At 43.8% G+C, this 17241-nt stretch carries 18 protein-coding genes; all 18 read left to right on the plus strand.

Features of this window, described 5'->3' with window-relative positions; all coding sequences use genetic code 11:
* The first annotated feature begins 1 nt into the window (after window position 1).
* The 18 genes from rnpM to DYE48_RS08315 all read left to right on the plus strand — a co-directional run bounded on the left by rnpM (window position 2) and on the right by DYE48_RS08315 (window position 17139).
* Window positions 2–277 carry an RNase P modulator RnpM gene (gene rnpM, locus DYE48_RS08225; RefSeq protein ID WP_115823214.1) on the plus strand — a complete coding sequence of 92 codons (276 nt, stop codon included), beginning with the start codon at window positions 2–4 and terminating at the stop codon, window positions 275–277.
* A complete protein-coding gene (locus DYE48_RS08230; RefSeq protein WP_089652375.1) occupies window positions 274–588 on the plus strand; it encodes a YlxQ family RNA-binding protein in 315 nt (104 codons plus the stop codon). Before rnpM ends, DYE48_RS08230 begins: the two co-directional genes overlap by 4 nt.
* 7 nt (window positions 589–595) lie before the next feature.
* Window positions 596–2656: a translation initiation factor IF-2 gene (gene infB, locus DYE48_RS08235; protein WP_115823215.1), complete on the plus strand. Its 2061-nt coding sequence runs from the start codon at window positions 596–598 to the stop codon at window positions 2654–2656.
* Complete coding sequence (locus tag DYE48_RS08240; RefSeq protein WP_089652373.1) at window positions 2653–2931, plus strand: DUF503 domain-containing protein; 279 nt, start codon at window positions 2653–2655, stop codon at window positions 2929–2931. Before infB ends, DYE48_RS08240 begins: the two co-directional genes overlap by 4 nt.
* Window positions 2932–2958: 27 nt before the next feature.
* Complete coding sequence (rbfA, locus tag DYE48_RS08245; protein ID WP_089652372.1) at window positions 2959–3309, plus strand: 30S ribosome-binding factor RbfA; 351 nt, start codon at window positions 2959–2961, stop codon at window positions 3307–3309.
* A 67-nt stretch (window positions 3310–3376) separates the two neighbouring features.
* Window positions 3377–4273 (plus strand): tRNA pseudouridine(55) synthase TruB, encoded by an 897-nt coding sequence (truB, locus tag DYE48_RS08250; RefSeq protein ID WP_115823216.1) that lies wholly within the window; start codon window positions 3377–3379, stop codon window positions 4271–4273.
* A gap of 201 nt (window positions 4274–4474) precedes the next feature.
* The gene (gene rpsO, locus DYE48_RS08255; protein WP_089652370.1) at window positions 4475–4744 is read left to right on the plus strand and encodes a 30S ribosomal protein S15; all 270 of its coding nucleotides are present in this window, start codon (window positions 4475–4477) and stop codon (window positions 4742–4744) included.
* A gap of 122 nt (window positions 4745–4866) precedes the next feature.
* Window positions 4867–6990, plus strand: a complete 2124-nt coding sequence (gene pnp / locus DYE48_RS08260; protein ID WP_089652369.1) for a polyribonucleotide nucleotidyltransferase — start codon at window positions 4867–4869, stop codon at window positions 6988–6990.
* Window positions 6991–7161: 171 nt separating this feature from the next.
* Window positions 7162–8082, plus strand: coding sequence for a polysaccharide deacetylase family protein (locus DYE48_RS08265; protein WP_115823217.1), 921 nt, complete (start codon window positions 7162–7164; stop codon window positions 8080–8082).
* A gap of 27 nt (window positions 8083–8109) precedes the next feature.
* Window positions 8110–8337: a YlmC/YmxH family sporulation protein gene (locus tag DYE48_RS08270; RefSeq protein WP_244157172.1), complete on the plus strand. Its 228-nt coding sequence runs from the start codon at window positions 8110–8112 to the stop codon at window positions 8335–8337.
* A 110-nt stretch (window positions 8338–8447) separates the two neighbouring features.
* Entirely contained in the window at window positions 8448–9341 is an 894-nt protein-coding gene (gene dpaA / locus DYE48_RS08275) for a dipicolinic acid synthetase subunit A (RefSeq protein ID WP_115823218.1), read from the plus strand.
* On the plus strand, window positions 9341–9937 hold the full coding sequence (locus DYE48_RS08280; RefSeq protein WP_115823219.1) for a dipicolinate synthase subunit B: 597 nt from the start codon (window positions 9341–9343) through the stop codon (window positions 9935–9937). The genes dpaA and DYE48_RS08280 overlap by 1 nt, the downstream gene beginning before the upstream one ends.
* 103 nt (window positions 9938–10040) lie before the next feature.
* A complete protein-coding gene (asd, locus tag DYE48_RS08285; RefSeq protein WP_089652364.1) occupies window positions 10041–11087 on the plus strand; it encodes an aspartate-semialdehyde dehydrogenase in 1047 nt (348 codons plus the stop codon).
* A gap of 25 nt (window positions 11088–11112) precedes the next feature.
* On the plus strand, window positions 11113–12354 hold the full coding sequence (gene dapG, locus DYE48_RS08290) for an aspartate kinase (RefSeq protein ID WP_115823220.1): 1242 nt from the start codon (window positions 11113–11115) through the stop codon (window positions 12352–12354).
* Window positions 12351–13223 carry a 4-hydroxy-tetrahydrodipicolinate synthase gene (dapA, locus tag DYE48_RS08295; RefSeq protein ID WP_115823221.1) on the plus strand — a complete coding sequence of 291 codons (873 nt, stop codon included), beginning with the start codon at window positions 12351–12353 and terminating at the stop codon, window positions 13221–13223. Before dapG ends, dapA begins: the two co-directional genes overlap by 4 nt.
* Before the next feature lie 564 nt (window positions 13224–13787).
* Entirely contained in the window at window positions 13788–14507 is a 720-nt protein-coding gene (locus tag DYE48_RS08305) for a ClpP family protease (RefSeq protein WP_115823223.1), read from the plus strand.
* Window positions 14504–14710 (plus strand): YlzJ-like family protein, encoded by a 207-nt coding sequence (locus DYE48_RS08310; RefSeq protein ID WP_089652360.1) that lies wholly within the window; start codon window positions 14504–14506, stop codon window positions 14708–14710. Before DYE48_RS08305 ends, DYE48_RS08310 begins: the two co-directional genes overlap by 4 nt.
* A 128-nt stretch (window positions 14711–14838) precedes the next feature.
* Window positions 14839–17139: a DNA translocase FtsK gene (locus DYE48_RS08315; protein WP_115823224.1), complete on the plus strand. Its 2301-nt coding sequence runs from the start codon at window positions 14839–14841 to the stop codon at window positions 17137–17139.
* Window positions 17140–17241 lie beyond the last annotated feature (102 nt).

Here is a 17241-nt window from a genome sequence, read left to right on the forward strand (position 1 = left end):
GATGACCCGTTCCAAAAAACAACCGTTAAGAAAATGTGTCGTTACACAGGATATGATTCCTAAACAACAATTGATCCGTGTTGTACGCAATAAAGAGGGAGAGGTTTTTGTGGACGACACAGGAAAAAAGAATGGGCGTGGAGCCTATCTCATGAAAGACCTTCAAGTCATTGAACAGGCTGAAAAGCAGCAGGTGCTGAACCGTCACCTTAAAACGAAGGTGGATGACAGCATTTATGAGGAATTGAGAGCAAAAGTAAAGGCTGACCCATCATGAAGGGCAGCTACTTGAACCTGTTGGGTCTGGCTTTAAGAGCCGGCAAGTGTACGCTCGGTGAAGAATCGATCGTACGAGACATCCAAAAGCGAAAAGCTAAGCTCGTTCTCATTGCCAATGATACAGGGAAACAAACAAAGAAGAAGCTGACAGATAAATGCAGTTTCTATGAAATACCTTGCTATGAAGTCGATGATCGAGAGACATTATCACAGGCTATCGGAAAGGCAGGGAGAGTCGCGATCGCAGTTCTTGACCAAGGATTTGCGAAAAAGTTGCAATCGCTACTCGATGAATCTATTCGGGGGTGAAGATTTTATGAGTAAAATGCGCGTATATGAATATGCAAAGAAAAATGAACTATCTAGTAAACAAGTCATTCAAAAACTGCAAAATCTGAATATCGAAGTGAACAACCATATGTCCACTTTGGAGGAGGATGCAGCGAAGAAGCTGGATCAAGCATTTGGAAAAGGGCAAGCATCCAAAGGTCAAAACCAGAATAAATCGAAGTCTCAAAAACCGAACAACAACAAAAAACCAGCCAACAAAAAGCAAAGAAACAACAACCAGAAAAACCAAAAGCCTTCCCAGCAGCAAGCACCTAAAAAGTCTAAAAAGCAGACACCTGAAAAGATCACATATTCAGGCAGCCTGACGGTTGGTGAGCTTGCAGAAAAGCTAAACAAGGATTCTTCAGACATCATCAAAAAGCTTATGTTCCTAGGCACAATGGCTACCATCAACCAGGAACTGGATGCAGATTCGATCGAATTGATTTGTGAAGAGTTCGGAGTAGAAGTTGAAGAAGAGGTCATTGTTGACGAGACAGACATTGAGAACCTGACGTTCGATGACGCACCGGAAGATTTGAAGGACCGTCCTGCTGTCGTAACCATCATGGGACACGTAGACCACGGAAAAACGACGCTTCTTGATCAGATCCGCAACACGAAGGTGACAGAAGGCGAAGCGGGTGGAATTACTCAGCATATTGGTGCATACCAAATTGAAGATAAAGGCAAGAAGATCACTTTCCTTGACACGCCTGGTCACGCTGCATTCACTAGCATGCGTTCCCGTGGTGCTCAAGTGACAGACATCGCCATTCTTGTCGTTGCTGCTGACGATGGTGTAATGCCGCAGACGAAAGAAGCGATCAGTCACGCGAAAGCAGCAGAAGTACCAATTATTGTTGCGGTCAATAAGATGGATAAAGAAGGCGCGAACCCTGACCGTGTTATGCAGGAGCTTATGGAATATGAGCTGATTGCTGAAGACTTTGGTGGAGAAACGATCTTTGTCAAAATGTCAGCGGTCAATGGTGAAGGAATCGACGATCTTGTTGAAATGATCGGCCTTGTATCTGAGATGGAAGAATTGAAAGCAAACCCTGAACGTGCTGCTTATGGTACGGTTATTGAAGCTGAGTTGGATAAAGGACGCGGTCCTGTTGCTACATTGCTGGTCCAGAACGGTACTTTGAATGTCAGTGATGCCATTGTAGTAGGAAATACTTGGGGACGTGTACGTGCCATGGTGAACGATATTGGTCGTCGCGTACAAGTTGCCGGGCCATCTACACCAGTGGAAATTACCGGATTGAACAATGTTCCACAGGCAGGTGATCGTTTCTTAGTCTTTGATGACGAGAAGAAAGCGCGCTCTGTCGGTGAAGCTCGTGCTCAAAAACAATTGGAAGAAAACCGTGGCTCTACAGCAAAAGTGAGCCTTGACGACTTGTTTGATCAAATTAAACAAGGCGAAGTTAAAGAAATTAACCTGATTGTTAAAGGGGACGTGCAGGGATCTGTAGAAGCTCTTGCCGGATCTCTTGAGAAGATTGAAGTGGAAGGTGTGAAAGTTAAAATCATTCACACAGGTGTTGGGGCCATTACAGAATCTGACATTACACTCGCTTCTGCTTCCAATGCCATCGTTATTGGTTTTAACGTCCGTCCAGACGGGAATGCTAGAAAAGCAGCTGAAGCGGAAGATGTAGAAATCCGCCTTCATAACATCATTTACAAGGTGATGGAAGAGATCGAAGCAGCTATGAAAGGGATGCTCGATCCAGAATATGAAGAGAAGATCATCGGTCAGGTGGAAGTGCGTGAAATCTTCAAAGTATCTAAGATTGGTACGATTGCTGGATCTTTCGTTACGGATGGTAAAATCGGCCGAAATTCCGGTATCCGTGTCATCCGCGATGGTGTCGTCATTTACGAAGGTGAAATCGATGCACTGAAACGTTATAAAGATGATGCAAAAGAAGTTCAAAAAGGATATGAATGTGGAATTACTATCAAGAACTTCAACGACATTAAAGTGGGCGACATCATTGAACCATTTGAAATGCAGGAAATCGAGCGTAAATGATTGTAAGCGCAGAAGTGGATGGTATCATTTATGATGCGCAATCACTGAAAAACAAGCGTGCGGTTTTGAAACGCATCATGACAAGGCTGAGGAACGAATTCAACATAGCTGTAAGTGAACTTGAATATCAAGACTTGTGGCAAAGAACTCGGATCGGCCTCGTCACGATCGCTAGTGATAAAGTGATTGCGGAACAAACGATGCAGCAAGCTTTGGCTTTCATCGACTCATTTCCTGAATTTGAACGGACAGAAACCCACCAGGAATGGCTATGATGTCTGGTTAGAAGAGGTGAATAAAACATGAACGATTTAAGAGCGAACCGCGTTGGAGAACAGATGAAAAAAGAGATGAGTGACATCATCAGCAAAAAAATCAAGGATCCACGCGTAGGGTTCGTCACCGTCACAGAAGTGAAAGTGACAGGAGATTTACAACAAGCGAAAGTTTATATTTCTGTATTGGGTGATGATAAACAGAAACATGATACCCTCGTAGGTCTTGCAAAAGCGAAAGGGTTCATCCGGTCTGAAATCGGCCAGAGAATCCGTCTTCGTAAGACACCGGAAATCATGTTTGAGTTTGACGAAGCGATCGAAAGAGGAAATCGTATTGAAACGATTCTTCGTGATTTAAACGATACGGAAGATTGACAGAAAAATCCGTGCTGGTTCAGCACGGATTTTATATAGGATAAAAAAGTTTCGAGGTGAGAGGTATATGGACGGGATTCTTCCATTATGGAAGCCAAAGGGTTTTACATCCCATGATTGTGTCAGTAAGGCCCGTGGAATGTTGAAAACGAAAAAGGTCGGTCATACAGGGACCCTTGACCCAGAAGTGGAAGGGGTATTGCCCCTTTGCGTAGGAAAGGCTACGAAAATCGTTCCTTTTTTAACGGAGACAGATAAAGTGTATGAAGCTACTGTAACACTCGGGTATGCGACAGACACCGAGGATGCAACAGGTGCGACGGTTGAAACGACCCCAGTAAATGAATTCATTTCCATAGAAAAGATCAAAAGCGTACTTGGAACTTTTAAAGGCTGGATTACTCAGACACCGCCCATGTACTCTGCTGTAAAAGTTAACGGGAAGAAGCTTTATGAATATGCCCGGGAAGGGATGGAAGTGGAGAGGCCATCAAGAGAGGTGCACATTAAGCATATCGGACTGATTTCACCTGAACCGAAACAAGAGGGAGACACCTTTACTTTTTCGTTCCGAGTGATCTGTTCAAAAGGCACCTACGTGCGAACGCTATGTGTAGACATTGGAAAAGCCCTTGGATATGCCGCTCACATGTCCTCTTTGGTACGGACACAGACCGCAGACATTACAAAGGAAGACTGCTATTCTTTCGATGAAATCCAGCAGGTCGTAGATGAAAGCTCTGGAGAACAATTACTCCTTCCTTTATCCAGGGGACTCGCTCATATGGCCTCCTGGGAGGTGGATGATGAACAGATCGAAAAAATCAATCACGGTCAAGTATTCGAAAAACCTGCCCATATCCATCAAGAGCAATTTACAGTGATGAATGCTGGAGAGGTCTTGGCGATTTACCAGCAGCATCCACGAAAAACCGGCCTCATAAAGCCGGTACGTGTATTTTAACGCTCTCACTTTTAGATGGTGAATGAAATTGACCTCTTTAGGGGACATAGCCATAGTTTTTTATCAGAGTTTGTTGGTTTTCCTTGCATTTCATTCAAAAAAAATGTACCCTTTAATATGGAACCTTCGCTTGGCGGAACGTAACTCCGACGTCCGCTCGGGGAAAGGGAATTCTAAATTTTATCAGGAGGTGTAGCTATAATGGCTATCACACAAGAACGTAAACAAGAACTAATCAATGAGTACAAAACTCATGACAACGACACAGGTTCTCCAGAAGTACAAATCGCTGTACTAACTGAGCAGATCACTACTTTGAACGAGCACCTGCGTACACACAAGCAGGACCACCACTCTCGTCGTGGATTGCTTAAAATGGTAGGTAAGCGTCGTAACCTATTGAACTACCTTCGTAATAAGGACATTACACGTTACCGTGAGCTAATCAAGAGCCTTGGCTTGCGTCGCTAATGTATGGGGAAAAGCGGGAGTTATTCCCGCTTTTTCTGTATGTTTACATACAGAAGGGTGTAAACTGACAATAAACCCTTATAATGAAATAAGAAGAGTTATCGAGAGGAGTTAAGTTCTTTATGGCAGAAGAAAAACAAGTGTTTTCCATTGACGTTGCCGGTCGTACTTTTTCTGTAGAAATTGGCGAGTTGGCGAAACAAGCGAATGGTGCAGCACTCATTCATTACGGAGATACGACAGTCCTATCCACAGCTACCGGCAGTAAAGAGCCGAAGGACCTGCCGTTTTTCCCATTGACAGTAAATTATGAGGAGCGTCTTTACGCAGTAGGTAAAATCCCAGGAGGATTCATTAAACGTGAAGGTCGTCCAAGTGACAAGGCTGTCCTTGCTTCCCGTTTGATTGACCGTCCGATTCGTCCGCTATTCCCTGATGGGTACCGTAACGATGTACAAGTGATCAGCTCCGTAATGAGTGTGGATCAGGATTGTTCTTCAGAAATGGCTGCAATGCTAGGGTCTTCCATTTCTTTAGGCGTGTCTGATATTCCTTTTGAAGGACCGATTGCAGGGGTCATCGTTGGACGAGTAGATGGTGAATTTGTCATCAATCCTACCGTTGAACAACAAGAGAAAAGCGATATTGACCTTACAGTAGCGGGTACGAAGGATGCCATCAATATGGTTGAAGCGGGTGCCAATGAGGTTTCTGAAGAGGACATGCTTGAAGCCATCATGTTTGGACATGAAGAAATTAAGCGCTTAGTTGCTTTCCAAGAAGAAATCGTTGAAGCTGTAGGTCGTGAAAAGATGGAAGTTCAATTGTTCGACCTGGATGCTGAACTGAAAGAGAAAGTAGAAGCAGAAGCAACAGAAGCTATTGTTCAGGCCATCAAAACAGAAGAAAAGAAAGCTCGTGAAGAAGCCATTGCACAAGTGAAAGCTGACGTTATCGCTTCTTATGAAGAGCAAGAAGCAGATGAAGAGACGATCAAACAAGTAGGATCCATATTAGAAGATATGGTGAAAACGGAAGTGCGCCGTCTCATTACGAAAGATAAAATTCGTCCGGATGGCCGTGGTGTTGACGTTATCCGTCCACTGACTTCCCGTGTAGGATTGCTACCACGTACACATGGTTCCGGTTTGTTCACACGTGGTCAAACCCAGGCCCTGAGTGTATGTACCCTTGGAGCTCTTGGAGATGTACAGATCCTCGATGGTCTCGATCTTGAAGAGTCCAAGCGTTTCATGCACCATTACAACTTCCCTAAATTCTCTGTCGGAGAAACAGGCCCGATCCGTGGACCTGGTCGTCGTGAAATCGGGCACGGTGCTCTTGGTGAACGTGCACTTGAGGTCGTCATTCCTTCTGAGAATGAATTCCCTTACACTATCCGACTGGTTTCTGAGGTTCTAGAATCAAACGGATCTACTTCTCAAGCGAGTATTTGCGCAAGTACGCTTGCTATGATGGATGCTGGTGTTCCAATTAAAGCACCAGTGGCTGGTATTGCGATGGGTCTTGTGAAATCAGGCGATGATTATACCATCCTTACAGATATTCAAGGCATGGAAGATGCGCTTGGAGACATGGACTTCAAAGTTGCAGGAACTGAAACAGGAGTAACAGCCCTTCAAATGGATATCAAGATTGAAGGTCTTTCCAGAGAAATTCTGGAAGAAGCATTGGCTCAAGCGAAAAAAGGCCGCATGGAAATCCTTGGACACATGCTTGAGACGATTCCTGAAACACGCAAAGAACTTTCAGCACATGCTCCGAAGATCATGACGATGAAAATCAACCCAGACAAAATTCGTGATGTTATTGGACCGAGCGGGAAACAAATCAACCAAATCATTGATGATACTGGTGTGAAGATCGATATTGAACAGGATGGAACGGTGTTCATTTCTTCTACAGATGCAAGCATGAATGCAACAGCACAGAAAATCATCGAGGATATCGTACGTGAAGTAGAAGTCGGCGAAATTTACGATGGTAAAGTGAAACGTATCGAGAAGTTCGGTGCTTTCGTGGAGCTATTCAAAGGAAAAGAAGGGCTTGTCCACATTTCTGAAATGGCTGAAGAGCGCATTGGAAAAGTGGAAGACATCGTATCCCTTGGTGATACAATTAAAGTGAAGGTCAAAGAAATCGATAACCAGGGAAGAATCAATCTTTCTAGAAAAGCAATCCTTCTCGATGAGAAGAAAAAGCAAGAAAACGTTGAACAATCCTAATATGGTTACGTAAAGAAGAGATACTGGCTTGCCAGTCTCTTTTTTTTATGCCTAAAATCCATTTTGAAGATCTTTTGATGCGATTGGTGCGCAGGAGGAATGGCTAATGGTAAGTAAAATTGGTCTAGAAGGAGGACATGCCCCATAGAATGGAGATAGGGGTGATGGTCCATGAGCTTCAGATTAATCGTATTATTCAGCGTCAATCTCTGTTTTTTTATAGGGTTTGGCATGGCTTTTTTGACTGCAGACCATGTCGTGACCGTCAATAAAGAAGATACCATCTACCAAAAAATCCAGGCCGAAAAAGAAGAATTTGAATGGGAAGCACAGGATGCGAAGATCGATTCTGTATGGAAAAAGACACCCGGGCTTGTTGGCCGGAAAGTAGATGTCGAAGCCTCTTATAAGAAAATGCAAAAATATGGCAAATACAATCCTGAATTGTATGTCTATAAATTGATCAAGCCTGAGGTTTCTCTGGAGGATTTACCCGCTTCTCCGATCTATAGAGGTCATCCGGATAAAGAAGCCGTTTCTTTTCTAATTAACGTCTCCTGGGGGGAAGAATACATTCCAGATATGGTGAAAATCTTAAATGAGCACCAAGTAAAAGCTACTTTTTTCATTGATGGAGCCTTTGCGAACGATTTTACACACCTCGTTCAGATGATTGAAGAAGAAGGGCATACGATCGGGAGTCATGGGTATAGACATAAGGACATGGGAAGAATGACGAAAGAACAATCGAAAGCGAATTTAGAACAAGCGGATGAGCTTTTATTCGCCCTGACAAAGGAAAAAGTGAAGTATTTCGCTCCTCCATCTGGAAGCTTTAATACCGCTACCGTTGAAGCGGCAGATGAAATGGGAATGGAAACCATCTTGTGGACAGTGGATACGATCGATTGGAAAAAGCCAACTTCAGATGTACTGATCACAAGGGTCACGGGCAAGGTCCATAATGGTGCTACCATCCTTATGCATCCGACCGAGGTGACGGTGGAAAGCCTTCCAATACTAATTGAACGAATTAAAGATAAAGGGTATAAACTGGTTTCACTGCAAAAATTATTGAGTGAAGAGAGATAGAGAAGAAGGAGAGTAGCCCAAGTGAGAATGAAATCTCTAGCCCAAAAACAAGTGATTGATGTAGAGAATGGGGAGAAATTAGGAATTCTAGGAAAAGCGGACTTAATCATTGATCCCGATTCGGGAGTGATCAAGTCATTGGTCATTATGAATCAAGGATTCATTGGGTTTGGATCTTCAAAAAAAGCAATGACGATCGATTGGAGTCAAATTGAGACCATTGGTGAGGAAACGATCCTCTTAAAAAAACGATGAACACTGCAGCCTGTGCTGCAGTGTTTTTTGTTTATTAATCGAAATCACTAACTCCGCATTCCGGCATAGGATACAAGGAGATAAGATACTAGATAAAGGAGACATCCGGGATGCTAACAGGATATCATGTAGCAGTCATAGGGGGCGATGCCCGGCAGATCGAACTTATTCGAAGGTTGAATGAGTGGGATGCCACCGTCTATTTGGCTGGGTTCGACCAACTGAATGAAAGCTTTAGAGAAGCCATTGACCTTGACTTCGACAGCGAGCAGGTGGAAAAATTGGATGCCATCATCCTTCCTGTACCGGGGACGGATTCGGACGGAAAGATTGAAGGGATATTCTCCAACCAGCTGATCCATTTGTCAGAAGAATGGTTGAAAAGGACACCCGACCATTGCCAAGTGTTTTCTGGAATTGCCAATGATCATTTAAAAGATTTAGCAGCTAAAACCAATCGTACACTCATCCCCTTAATGGATCGGGATGATGTTGCCATTTATAATTCTATTCCTACCGTAGAAGGGACGCTCATGTTGATCATTCAACATACGGATTTTACGATTCACGGATCTAAAGTCATTGTACTCGGTCTTGGAAGGGTAGGAATGAGTCTTGCACGCACGTTTGACCACCTCGGTGCCAAAGTATCTGTTGGAGTACGTTCTTCAAAAGCAGCGGCAAGAGTTTATGAAATGGGGCTGGACACGATTGATATGAATGACATAGAGAATGCAGATATGTCATGTGACATCTTGCTGAATACCGTTCCATATCTGGTCGTAGATGCTTCGGTCATTAAACAGTTGCCCTCTCATGCGATGATTTTGGATCTCGCATCCAAACCGGGAGGAACCGATTTCCGTTATGCAGATAAACGAGGAATTAAAGCATTACTCGCACCAGGTCTGCCGGGAATCGTAGCACCAAAAACGGCTGGGAGAATCATAGCAGATGTTGTGTCACGAATTGTTCAGGAAGGTTCACGAAAGGAGAATGAATAATGTCTAAGTTAAAAGGGAAAGTGATTGGATTCGGGTTAACTGGATCCCATTGTACGTACCATGAGGTTTTTCCTGTCATGCAGGAGCTCGTCGATCTCGGAGCCACCGTAGTCCCTGTTTTATCTTACACTGTACAAAATACGGATACCCGCTTTGGTGATGCTTCCGATCATTTAGAAAAAATAAAAGAAATCACAGGTGAAGAACCGATTTTGACGATTCCTGATGCAGAACCCCTCGGACCTAAACGTCCTTTGGACTGCATGCTGATTGCACCTCTTACGGGGAATTCGACTAGTAAATTCGCAAATGCATTGACGGACTCCCCTGTGTTGATGGCTGCTAAGGCAACCTTGAGGAACGAAAGTCCTGTTGTCGTGGCCGTTTCAACAAATGATGCTCTTGGATTGAATGGTGTAAACATTATGCGTCTTATGGCAACAAAAAATATTTACTTTGTACCTCTAGGTCAGGATCATCCTTTCAAAAAGCCCAATTCATTGGTAGCGGATATGACTTTAATCCCAGAAACGATTGAAGCAGCGCTCGAAGGAAAGCAGCGACAACCCGTTTTAATTGAAAGGTATACGAATTAATTCTTTTTTTCATACCAGGTGTTCTTGTAAATATGATAAAATAACAAAAATAGTGACATGTCTTACTATTCTTACAAATGATATACAAGAGAGGATGCCTAATATGAGTGAAACGAAAAAATATAATGTAGCGGTCGTCGGGGCGACTGGAGCCGTAGGACAAAAGATGTTGGAAACTTTGGAAGATCGAAAGTTTCCTGTTGAAAACTTAAAGCTTCTCTCATCAAGTCGATCAGCAGGATCGAAAATGGTGTTCAATGGTGAAGAATACACGCTTGAAGAAGCGACACCTGAAAGCTTCAAAGGTGTGGACATTGCTTTGTTTTCTGCTGGAGGTTCTGTATCTAAGAAACTGGCTCCTGAAGCTGTTAAACACGGTGCTGTCGTCATCGATAATACGAGCGCTTTCCGTATGGCGGAAGGTGTACCTCTTGTGGTACCTGAAGTGAACGAAGCAGATATCAAGGAACATAAAGGAATCATTGCCAATCCAAACTGTTCGACCATTCAAATGGTTGCTGCTCTTGAGCCGGTCCGTAAAGCTTATGGCATGAACCGTGTCATTGTTTCAACCTACCAAGCCGTTTCCGGCGCTGGAAATGAAGCAGCTGATGAATTAAGAGAACAATCTCAATCTTTCTTGAATGGGGAAGAGCTTGAAGCCAACCTGCTTCCTGTTAAAGGAGATAAAAAGCATTATCCGATCGCATTTAACGCCCTGCCTCAAATTGATGTCTTTCAGGATAATGGTTATACATTCGAGGAAATGAAAATGATCAATGAAACGAAAAAGATCATGCATGCACCTGATCTTTCTGTGGCAGCTACTTGTGTACGCCTTCCTTTCTTCACATCTCATGCGGAGAGTGTATATATTGAAGTAGAAAAAGAAGGGGTTACGGTTGAGGAAGTGAAACAGTTGATGAATGAAGCGCCTGGAATCGTTCTCGAAGACGATCCTTCTACCCAAACATACCCGACACCATTGAGTGCGGCAGAAAAGCGAGATGTGTTTGTCGGCAGAATCAGAAAAGATCTCGATGATGAAAAAGGATTCCATTTATGGGTTGTATCAGATAACTTGTTAAAAGGTGCAGCATGGAATTCCGTGCAAATTGCAGAACGCTTGGTTGCGAATAAGTGGCTGTAAACTTTTATTGAGTTGAGGTGGCCAAATGAAGCTACTTGTGCAAAAGTTCGGTGGAACGTCCGTCCGGGACCAGGAGAGTCGGTCTCGGGCCATCCACCATGTGAAAAACGGCTTGAAAGAAGGATTTAAAGTCGTTGTTACCGTTTCAGCTATGGGGAGAAAAGGAAGTCCATATGCCACAGATACATTGCTCGGGTTAATTGACTTCCCTAAAACAAACGTTTCGCCAAGAGAGCAGGATTTGATGATGTCATGCGGAGAGACGATTTCTTCTATTGTTTTTGCTCATGAGTTGAATCAGGCTGGTGTAAACGCCGTCTCGTTAACAGGAGCCCAAGCAGGGATTATGACAAATGGGGATTTTACAAAAGCTAAAATTACTCAAGTAAACCCTGGCAGGATCTTAGAAGAACTGAAGAAACATGAAGTCGTTGTCGTTGCAGGATTCCAAGGTCAAACCATTCACGGAGAAGCCACAACGATTGGCCGTGGAGGCAGTGATACTACGGCTGCTGCTTTAGGAGCGGCATTGCATTCAGATTTTATCGATATTTTCACAGATGTAGAAGGCATCATGACCGCCGATCCAAGACTGGTTCAAGAAGCGAGACCTCTCAACACCATTACCTACAATGAGATATGCAACTTGGCCTACCAAGGAGCAAAAGTCATCCATCCAAGGGCTGTAGAAATTGCTATGTATGCGAAGGTTCCCATCCGTGTACGCTCCACATACTCTGATCTTCCTGGGACGCTTGTGACGGGAACAAAAGAAGATCGAACAGGAAGAGACATATCAGAACGCACCGTAACTGGGATCGCTCATATGGATGGCCTCACACAAATCAAAGTTCAATCGAAAGAAGACCCTTCCAAACTACAATCCGATGTATTCAAATCCATGGCTTCCGCCAATATTTCCGTAGACTTCATCAATATATCTCCTAGCGGTGTCCTTTACACCATTAACCATATCTTTACTGACAAAGCCATCCAAATTCTTGAAGAACTCGGTTATGAACCAGAAGTGAGAGAAGGCTGTGCAAAAGTTTCCACAGTCGGGGCTGGTATTACAGGCATTCCTGGGGTAACAGCACAAATCGTTCAAACATTGACTGATCGGGGAATTCAGATTCTCCAATCCGCTGATTCCCATACGACGATCTGGGTACTGGTTAAAGAAGATGATCTTATAGAAGCGGTCAACGCTCTCCATAAAACTTTCCGATTGAGTAAAGCACCTAAGAAAGGGGAAAAACTGACATGAATTTCGGAAAGGTTTTGACAGCCATGGTGACACCGTTCGATCGGCATGGTGAGATCGATTTCAATAAAACGACCGAGCTGGTGGAATATTTATTAAAGAATGGAACTGACGGACTTGTCATTGCTGGAACGACGGGGGAATCTCCCACGTTGACAGCGGATGAAAAAGTAAGCTTATGGAGTCATGTCGTGAAAACAGTCGCTGGGCGTGTACCAGTCATCGCAGGAACAGGAAGCAATAGTACAGAATCCTCGATAAAATTATCCAAAAGAGCTGAAGCCACAGGTGTAGATGCCATCATGCTCGTCGCCCCATACTACAATAAACCGAATCAAGACGGTCTCTATCAACATTTCAAAACCATTGCAGGATCCGTGAAACTTCCTGTGATGATTTATAATGTTCCGGGAAGATCGGTCGTACGAATCCAACCAGAAACTATCATGGAACTTTCCAAGATCGAAAACATTGTATCTTTAAAAGAAGCGACCGGAGATCTAGAAGGAATGGCCAAAGTTCGGGCACTCACTGATGAACACTTTTCCATTTACAGTGGAGATGATCATTTGACCCTTCCAGCTTACGCTGTCGGTGCAAACGGCATTATATCGGTTTCCTCGCATGTCATAGGAAATCAGATGCAAACGATGCTCTCTCTCTTTGAAGAAGGTAAATGGAGAGAAGCAGGAGATCTCCATAGAAAGTTGTTACCAGTGTTCAATGGAATGTTCAGCGCTCCTTCCCCAGCTCCTGTAAAAGCAGCTTTGAAAATCCAGGGTCTTGAAACCGGTGGTGTAAGACTCCCATTGGTTCCCTTAACAAAAAACGAAGAAGCAGCCGTTGCAAACTGCTTGCAACAACTTACTTAAACCAGGGTGGGTCACCCTGGTTTTTGTATTGTCTTATTAAAGATAAGCTCCCTTTTATTGAAGACGCAGTTTCGAGATTTTTGTTGAGTGGATGGGGGCTACGGGTAATAGCTTGCTTTCCGAGGGAGCGCGGTGAGCCTCCTCGGACTGCGTCCTGTGGGGTCTCACCATGCACTTTTTTCCCGCAGGAGTCTCGCCATTTCCCTCCGCCCCTTTGCCATATAACTATCTAGAAACCACTTTCGGAATAAGCTGCTTTTATACACATGGTAATTGGAGGGGAATGAACTCCGAAAGGCGCCGTGGGAGAAGGAGATAGGCGAGATCCCGCAGGGCGGTAGCCCGAGGAAGCTCGGCGCTCCCCCACAGGAAAGCGAGTAGCTTCCCGACCACCCCTGACACTCAGCGCGTAGAACGAACCCAGAAACATCTCGAAACTGAGCATATACTTTAAAACAATTTTAATGAGGGAATTGTGAAGAATGTAAACATGAGCGTCATGTTTTAGTATGTTTCACATGGTTTGAGTCATACTACGGGAAAAGAGCGAAAGGAGATCGATCCATGAAAGACGATTCCAAAGAAAAAGATCAATCCAAATCGCAATCCTCTCTCGTTGACAAGATTCAGCAGCTCGGACAAAGCAATGTCCCTCAGCCGGCTGATTCCAATATCCATGTGCTGCCGATCATCGGGCAGGTGGAAGGGCATGTTCAGTTGCCATCACAAAATAAGACAACGAAGTATGAGCACTTGATCCCTCAACTAATTGCGATCGAACAGAACCCTAAAATTGAAGGCTTGGTTGTCCTGTTAAATACAGTTGGAGGAGACGTTGAGGCTGGACTTGCCATCTCTGAAATGATTTCTTCCCTATCAAAACCGACGGTATCCATCGTGTTAGGAGGTGGACACTCCATTGGTGTTCCGATTGCTGTCTCTGCGGACTATTCGTTTATCGTCGAAACGGCGACGATGACGATTCACCCGATTCGTATGACCGGTCTTGTCATCGGTGTCCCTCAAACGTTTGAGTACATGGATAAAATGCAGGACCGTGTCATCAGCTTTGTAACGAGGCATTCCAATGTTGCAGAAGAAAAATTCAAGGAGCTCATGTTTGATAAGGGGAATTTAACTCGTGATATTGGTACAAATGTGGTCGGTCAGCAGGCGGTGGATCATGGTCTTATTGATGCTGTAGGCGGAGTGAAAGAAGCGATGTCTAAATTGAATGAACTTATTGAGCAGACAAAAGGTTCTGATCAGCAGGTGGTTCAATGACCATACTATACACTCCTTTAAGTGAACATGACATTTTTCCAATGGAAGAAGAAATGTCTGTCGTGTATCATGAGCATAACAATTGTCCGTTAATGTGCCGCAAATCGGAAGATGGTAAAAAACAGATCATGCAAGTCCTATCGACAGACCCATCACATTACATGGATCCAGATCTTCAACCAGGACAATGGTTGGACTCGTAACATTGTAGATGGCTATGGTATAATAGAATAAATGAGTGACTGGATGCCGGTGCTGTATTTCTTCATGAATATTGAAGGAACCATCGGCATTTTTCTCGTTAAGTTTTACATATGGGGGAGGAAAGACCATGGCTAGGAAAAGAAAAAAGAAGAAAAAGCAATCGAATATGAAAAGCCATTTGAAATTTGAACTTTTAGGGCTGTTCTTCCTCTTCATTGCTGTCATTGGGAGCGGGGCTTCTGCTATTAGTGATGGAGCGGTTCCAGGAGGTTTGGAGAGGTTCTGGCAGTTCTTATTTGGTGTTTGGTACTTTATCGCCTCCCTGTTCTTTTTAATTGTTGGTGTGTATTTGATGGTAAAAAGAAAATGGCCTACTTTTTTACATAAACGTCTGTTGGGCGTGTACACCATAGTTACGGCTTTACTCTTGTTCACACACCTTGAAACACTTTCTGCTGAGCTTGGAACTGGCGAAGGTTCGATTTTTGCCATGACTTGGGACAGAATCACCGGAATGATGAGAGGAGAACTTCCATTTTACAGCATTGGCGGAGGATTAACGGGTGCCATCCTTCTTTCCATCAGCTATTACCTTTTTGCAAAAGCTGGAGCAGCTATATTATCTTTTTTCCTATTTATTATCGGTGTCATCTTCGTCAGTGAGAAATCAATAGGTGAGCTCTTTGCTAAGCTTGGGCGTAAAGTGAAAGAGATGAGCACAGAACAAGTGCAAAAGATGAAGGATCAGAAAGAGCAAAAAGCAGAGAAGAAAAAGCAGGCATTGGAAGAGCAGGAAGAAGATACAGTGGTTTATGAATTGAATGATACGTCTAATGATCAGGAAGAAGAGCAGGACCAAGAGCCGATCATACAAGACTTTACCGATACCGCTTATGCTTCTGAGAAAACGAATAAGCCGGCAGAAGGTGGCACGGAAGAACAGCAGGATGTTGACGAGGTAAATATTGAAAAGTCGATGCCAACAGCTGAACTCGAAAATATGGATTACCAGTTACCAAGCCTGGAATTGTTGGATGAACCTACATCAACCCCGCAAAGTCAGGGGCGTTCTCACATCCAGGCAACTGTTAGAAAGCTTGAAAAGACTTTCCAAAGTTTTGGTGTGAAAGCGAAAGTGACTAAAGTCCATGTTGGTCCGTCGGTAACGAAGTATGAAGTGTACCCTGACGTAGGGGTGAAGGTCAGCAAAATCGTAAACTTGAATGATGATCTTGCCTTAGCCTTAGCAGCAAAAGATATCCGGATTGAAGCCCCGATACCAGGCAAATCAGCGGTCGGAATCGAAGTACCAAACCAAGAAGTCTCTATGGTTTCTTTACGTGAAGTATTAGAAACGGGCAAATCAAAACCGGAAGCCAAGTTAAGCTTTGCCTTAGGAAGAGACATCTCAGGTGAGGCAGTCATGTCAGAATTGAATAAAATGCCTCACTTGCTTGTCGCAGGTGCTACCGGAAGTGGTAAAAGTGTTTGTATTAACGGGATCATTACGAGTATTTTGATGAGAGCAAAGCCTCATGAAGTGAAAATGATGATGATCGATCCGAAAAAGGTTGAATTGAATGTCTATAATGGAATTCCACATCTTTTAGCTCCGGTTGTCACAGATCCTAAGAAAGCTTCACGTGCATTGAAGAAAGTAGTATCCGAAATGGAACGAAGATACGACCTCTTTTCAGATACAGGAACAAGAAATATAGAAAGCTACAATGAATATATTAAAAAACATAATCAGGAAAATGAAGACGAACAGCCTCAGCTTCCTTACATCGTTGTCCTTGTAGATGAACTTGCAGACTTAATGATGGTTGCTTCAAACGAAGTGGAAGATGCCATTACCCGTCTTGCGCAAATGGCCCGCGCAGCCGGCATCCACTTAATTATCGCCACCCAGCGTCCTTCTGTGGATGTCATCACAGGTGTGATCAAGGCAAACATTCCTTCAAGAATTGCTTTCAGTGTATCTTCTCAGACTGATTCGAGAACGATCTTGGACTCTGGAGGAGCAGAAAAGCTCCTGGGAAGAGGGGACATGCTGTTTACGCCAGTCGGATCCAACAAGCCGACAAGGGTGCAAGGCGCTTTCTTATCCGATGAGGAAGTGGAAAGGATCGTCAACTTCTGTGTAGAGCAGCAAAAAGCACAGTACCAAGAAGAGATGATTCCTGAAGAGGAAAGTGAAGTGAAGCAGGAAGTGGATGATGACCTTTATCCTGAAGCAGTCCAAATGGTCATCGAAATGCAAAGTGCCAGTGTTTCTATGATTCAAAGACGTTTTCGCGTCGGGTATACGAGAGCAGCCCGCTTGATCGATGCCATGGAAGACAATGGCATCGTCGGGCCTTATGAAGGTAGTAAACCACGTGCTGTCCTTGTTTCACAGCAAGCCGAAGAACAACATACTTCATAAATCCAAAAAGGATCCAACCTATTCAGGTGGATCCTTTTTTCTGATAAGGCATGATCAAGCTTACATATTTACTTATTAAACAAAATGGCAGGATTGTTGAAG

The sequence above is a fragment of the Halobacillus trueperi genome, assembly GCF_003386945.1.
Taxonomy (GTDB): domain Bacteria; phylum Bacillota; class Bacilli; order Bacillales; family Halobacillaceae; genus Halobacillus; species Halobacillus aidingensis.

Excerpts from the sequence above, each read along its gene's own strand:
- rnpM (WP_115823214.1), top strand. The coding sequence starts at position 2 with ATGACCCGTTCCAAAAAACAACCGTTAAGAAAATGTGTCGTTACACAG.
- DYE48_RS08230 (WP_089652375.1), top strand. The coding sequence starts at position 274 with ATGAAGGGCAGCTACTTGAACCTGTTGGGTCTGGCTTTAAGAGCCGGC.
- infB (WP_115823215.1), top strand. The coding sequence starts at position 596 with ATGAGTAAAATGCGCGTATATGAATATGCAAAGAAAAATGAACTATCT.
- DYE48_RS08240 (WP_089652373.1), top strand. The coding sequence starts at position 2,653 with ATGATTGTAAGCGCAGAAGTGGATGGTATCATTTATGATGCGCAATCA.
- rbfA (WP_089652372.1), top strand. The coding sequence starts at position 2,959 with ATGAACGATTTAAGAGCGAACCGCGTTGGAGAACAGATGAAAAAAGAG.
- truB (WP_115823216.1), top strand. The coding sequence starts at position 3,377 with ATGGACGGGATTCTTCCATTATGGAAGCCAAAGGGTTTTACATCCCAT.
- rpsO (WP_089652370.1), top strand. The coding sequence starts at position 4,475 with ATGGCTATCACACAAGAACGTAAACAAGAACTAATCAATGAGTACAAA.
- pnp (WP_089652369.1), top strand. The coding sequence starts at position 4,867 with ATGGCAGAAGAAAAACAAGTGTTTTCCATTGACGTTGCCGGTCGTACT.
- DYE48_RS08265 (WP_115823217.1), top strand. The coding sequence starts at position 7,162 with ATGAGCTTCAGATTAATCGTATTATTCAGCGTCAATCTCTGTTTTTTT.
- DYE48_RS08270 (WP_244157172.1), top strand. The coding sequence starts at position 8,110 with ATGAAATCTCTAGCCCAAAAACAAGTGATTGATGTAGAGAATGGGGAG.
- dpaA (WP_115823218.1), top strand. The coding sequence starts at position 8,448 with ATGCTAACAGGATATCATGTAGCAGTCATAGGGGGCGATGCCCGGCAG.
- DYE48_RS08280 (WP_115823219.1), top strand. The coding sequence starts at position 9,341 with ATGTCTAAGTTAAAAGGGAAAGTGATTGGATTCGGGTTAACTGGATCC.
- asd (WP_089652364.1), top strand. The coding sequence starts at position 10,041 with ATGAGTGAAACGAAAAAATATAATGTAGCGGTCGTCGGGGCGACTGGA.
- dapG (WP_115823220.1), top strand. The coding sequence starts at position 11,113 with ATGAAGCTACTTGTGCAAAAGTTCGGTGGAACGTCCGTCCGGGACCAG.
- dapA (WP_115823221.1), top strand. The coding sequence starts at position 12,351 with ATGAATTTCGGAAAGGTTTTGACAGCCATGGTGACACCGTTCGATCGG.
- DYE48_RS08305 (WP_115823223.1), top strand. The coding sequence starts at position 13,788 with ATGAAAGACGATTCCAAAGAAAAAGATCAATCCAAATCGCAATCCTCT.
- DYE48_RS08310 (WP_089652360.1), top strand. The coding sequence starts at position 14,504 with ATGACCATACTATACACTCCTTTAAGTGAACATGACATTTTTCCAATG.
- DYE48_RS08315 (WP_115823224.1), top strand. The coding sequence starts at position 14,839 with ATGGCTAGGAAAAGAAAAAAGAAGAAAAAGCAATCGAATATGAAAAGC.